This is a genomic window from Methanoregula sp. (assembly GCF_049690535.1).
GTDB lineage: Archaea > Halobacteriota > Methanomicrobia > Methanomicrobiales > Methanospirillaceae > Methanoregula.
In genome coordinates, this window is sequence record NZ_JBAVMX010000133.1 from 1 (window position 1) to 4,335 (window position 4,335).

The 4,335-nt window shown below is 46.7% G+C and carries 4 protein-coding genes and 1 pseudogene; 2 read left to right on the top strand and 3 right to left on the bottom strand.

Annotation, left to right across the window (positions count from 1 at the left end; all coding sequences use genetic code 11):
- A pseudogene (locus WCE46_RS10570) lies at positions 1 to 247 on the bottom strand (hypothetical protein); the annotation flags it as partial.
- A gap of 411 nt (positions 248 to 658) precedes the next feature.
- Positions 659 to 2,002, bottom strand: coding sequence for a PAS domain S-box protein (locus WCE46_RS10575; protein ID WP_424733687.1), 1,344 nt, complete (start codon positions 2,000 to 2,002; stop codon positions 659 to 661).
- Positions 2,003 to 2,202: 200 nt separating this feature from the next.
- Between WCE46_RS10575 and WCE46_RS10580 the strand changes: the two genes are divergently transcribed.
- Both WCE46_RS10580 and WCE46_RS10585 read left to right on the top strand, forming a co-directional pair.
- Entirely contained in the window at positions 2,203 to 2,847 is a 645-nt protein-coding gene (locus WCE46_RS10580) for a mechanosensitive ion channel family protein (RefSeq protein ID WP_424733688.1), read from the top strand.
- Between the two features lie 284 nt (positions 2,848 to 3,131).
- Positions 3,132 to 3,821, top strand: a complete 690-nt coding sequence (locus WCE46_RS10585; protein WP_424733689.1) for a PEGA domain-containing protein — start codon at positions 3,132 to 3,134, stop codon at positions 3,819 to 3,821.
- Between the two features lie 368 nt (positions 3,822 to 4,189).
- Here WCE46_RS10585 and WCE46_RS10590 read toward each other — a convergent pair.
- Positions 4,190 to 4,335, bottom strand: a 146-nt coding sequence (locus WCE46_RS10590; RefSeq protein ID WP_424732032.1) for a DUF350 domain-containing protein, incomplete at its 5' end; no start/stop codon positions are given.

Below are 4,335 nucleotides of genomic sequence, written 5' to 3' on the forward strand. Positions count from 1 at the left end.
AGATGACAACCTGGAGGTTGACATCGTCTCCCGGGGAAAACTCGTTGGTCCCCGCGATATACACGCTCAGGTCGGGGCTGCCGGTCATGAATTTCGTACCGGCCAGCACCGGCGAGACGGCGAGCAGTGCAAGCACCAGAAAAAACAGACCTGCAGACCGCAGGTGATTGTGGTGCGCACACCGCCACGTGCAGGCCGGGGTAAATTTCAGTTCATTTAAAGATCCATAATGGGTGCTGTTTTTCATGTAAATCCTCGATGTTGTTACAAAAACTTGGTACATATTGGAATTTTTAATATATATTAATTTTCTTTATTGGTCATACATGATTATTATAAATGTATCCCTCCTACACTGTGCAGATCCATTATCCCTAAACAAAAACAATAAAAATTGAAAATGACTTTGAGGACTCGAATTTCTGTCAATCCCCGAAGAAGATGCGGATTTTTACCAAATGGTATGAATGTTGAATGAAGCGCCGATCCTTTTACAAACCAAAACTTAAAACCGGGGAGCAAAAAAGTATTGGGGCGAGCAGGGAACTTTCTTCAGATTTAATCTAAAATACAGTAATGGGAATAGTTTCGCAAACATTCAGATTGCGCATTTTCACGCTTTTCTGATTGTTGATATCAGGATACTGGCGGATATCATTTATTTACGTTTTTCAAGTCTGGATATCTGATCCAAAAGTTCCTGTTCACGGAGGGCGAATGCCGTTACATCGGTCATCGTGATGTAGGTGCTGACGGTCTCTCCATGCCGGACCGAATTGATATGTCCGTATATACACTGCTTTTCGCCGTTCTTGCAGTGTATCCAGCTCTTGAATGAGGCTGGGGGTTCTGTGCACGTCATGGATCTCTTTAAAAGACTCATCATTTTATGAAGTTCTTCTGGAGTTATGAGATCTTGGGGGTTCATCGTGTGCAGTTCTTCTGTGGAATACCCGCTTATTTCCGATAGACGCCTGTTGGAATAAACAAACTGCTCATTCTCGATGATCATAAGGCCGTCCTGAATGTTCTCCGCCATCATCCTGAATCGCTGCTCGCTTTCAAAGAGGGCCGCATCTTTTGACACAAGTTCGGTAACATCAGTCATGATGACAAAGGCGTACATGATGTTCTCATGCTGGAGACTGGTGATCCGTACATACACGTGACGATGTATGCCATCTTTTCTCCTGACGTTGGCTTGGAACTCAAAAAGGCCTGGATGGGGGTTATTACGGAGTTCCATAATCGGTTTCAGCACGGCCCGGTCTTCCGGAGCGATAAGGGCAAACGGGTCCATCGCCCACAGTTCTTCAAAAGAATATCCGGTAATTTCCGCAAAGCGGTTGTTCACAAAAGTGTTTTTGTCATTCTCAAGGATGAGCAGACCGTCTTGGATGTTTTCTGCCATCATCCTGAATCGTTCTTCCCGGTCCCGAAGTTCTCGCTCCCGCAGGATATCTTCGGTGACATCAGAAAGGATGATTGTAACTCCTCTTGCCCCATCGTCAAACACTGTGGGGATTGATTTTTGTTTAAAAATGCGTTCCCCGGTCTCTTTTACCTGCAATGAAAGTGTGCTTACACCTTCTTCGGATGGGGTTGTAATAAGCGAATTGACAAGTTCGTGCACATCGGCCCCGGGTGATTTGAGGTACATGAGGTTTTTTCCGACCGCATCCTTCCGTGCGAGGTGCAGGAGGTTAAGGAAATTGTCATTGATATCTGCAATGCGGGACTCCTTGTCCAGAACCATGATCAGGTCTTTTGAATAACTGAGCACCGCCGAAAGTGGGACCCTCTGTGATAGGGTAAAAACCTTTGCCATCCCGTATGTCCGCATGTCCACCTGGCCGGAGATCAGGAGAATATCGAGATAGCGACCCGTTGTGTTCTTGTTCTTCTTGAGAGCTTTTGCTATGTCTGTGACACTCATCCCTTCCGGGTTCTGCCTGAGAAGATTCTTTATGTGGGCAATTTCCTGCGGGTAATTCTGCATCATATAAACTGGGGGCCTTCTCTGAATTATATGGCCAAATCGACATTTATAATTATTGTTAATCGCCAACATGTACAATAAATAAGGATAATATCTATATAGAAAAAAGACAAATGTGATTTTGTAAATTTTTATCGATAAAAGGAGGAAAATGTATGGATCCCTTATTTGGTAGTTTGTTAAACCGGTGGTATGAAACCCTTATGACGTACGTCCCCGGTATCGTGGGTGCACTTGTTGTTCTTATCATCGGATGGATCGTCGGCCGTCTGCTTGGCAGGGCCGTCCGGATCGTTCTGGACAAGATCAGTGAACAGCATATCGTGGAAGAAGGTGCTGATGTAGTTTCGGTCCGGGGTTCGTTTAAGAACGCCGGGCTTACGGTTGGTTATGTCGGTGACATCGCTGTCCGTATTGTTGTGTACCTCATTGCTGTTCTCGCCGCTGTAGATATCCTGAAGATGGACTATCTCAGCCAGCTGATGATGATGATTGTCGAGTACATCCCGCATGTTGTAGCATTTGTGATCATTTTCATCGTGGGCTTCATCCTCATCGACGCATTTATCGATTTCCTCAACCGTTACTACACCCAGAAGAATGTCCAGTTCATCTCATCAGTTCTGGTCCTGCTTCGGGTCTTTTTGTATTTTGTAACGGCCATTCTCGCCCTCTCACAGCTGGAACTTGATCTCACTATCATCTACACGTTTGTGACACCGATTGCATGGGGTATCGGTATCGGTCTTGGCGCCGCAATTGCGATCATCGTCGGCTTTGGACTCAAGAACCGCAGCGAAGCGATCATGGACAAGGTCATCGATTCGTTCTCCAAGAAAGAGCAGTAAATTATCATTTCCCGTCAAAGAACTACACACGGTCATGGGAAGCGTGGGCGGGTGTCCGGGGCATTTTGCTTACCGGATACTCCATCCTCTTTTTCATGATCGTAATTTCTGCGGATTGCACTCATCCTATGGGAGCGTGTTTGGGCCTGAAAACGAATCCGGCCTTGAGATGAAACCCTTTCTTTGATCCGGCTGGAATGCACATGAGATCACATCCCTTACCGGGTTTCCGGCCCTGGGGTGGAATATGAAATTCCTAAAACTGTTATAAAGGAGATTTTACCGTGAAGAAAACACGTGCGCAGTTCATCCTTCTCGTTATGATTGCGCTGATCGTAATCCCTGTTGCTGCAGATAGCCAGAATACGACAAACTCAACGACGGTTCCAACACTTACGGAAACCAACCAGACACCGGCAACGACGTATCCGGTAAATAACATCACAACGGTGATTCCGACAAATGCAACTCCCGAACAGATGACAACGAATACCACGGTGTCAAATACAACTCTACCAACTATAGTACCCAACGACACTTCGGCTGCCACGTCATCACTCGGGAATATTACCGTTGCATCTTCTCCGCTAGGCGCAAGCATTCTGATTGACGGAGTTCTCTATGGGAACACCCCCCAGAATATTACCGGCGTTTCGGCAGGGAATCATATTATCAGATTAACGATGAGCGGTTACTACGATTATGAGGGAACCATCTATGTCGTTCCCGGTCCGGTTACAAGTGTATTCGGGACGCTCCCGCCGTTAAGTGCATCCTCTTCTGGGGCATCATCGGGATCAACAGCCCAGGTAACCGCTACAACTGCTTCGGGAGTTACCGTGCAGCCCACGTCGACATCTTCTGGAGGGCTTCTGGATAACCCGACAATTCTTGCTGCCCTCATCGGGATTGTTACCGCAAGTATCGGTGCATTTGCAGCGATATTCCCGCATCTGTCGAAATCTAAAAAATGAAACCAGTCCGGATAATGAATCGGACTTCCCGCGTGCGCTTGCATCGAAAGTGCCCATGCCTCCGGGAAAACCAGATTGGTTCATCATCCTTTTTCCCGTAGTGATCGTTTGAATACAGGGTGGAGATCGTTATTTCTTCCCTCATGAAAAATGTATGTCCCCGCTCACGACGGGGTATCTTCCCGAAGGATTGACAACCAAATTCATACTATAACAATTTCCGCCTGGCTGTGCAGTATAAGCGGCCCCTGATCCTAGTCCCGCACAAATTTTTGTATAGGGTTTCAGGGCAAGGGTATGACCAGTGCTGGTTCATGCACGATTTTTTAAGAGGAAGAATCCAAAAAAAGAAAATAAAGAGTGATGCATCAGGCCAGTGCTGCGGTAATACCGACAACACCTGACTGGATGATCAGGGCAACAGCGATGATGACGCCGGCGACTTCAAGCGCGACCGCGACATTGCCGTTTTTCAGTTCCTCGAACGCATTCATCTGCTTGGTGAGTTTGTCAA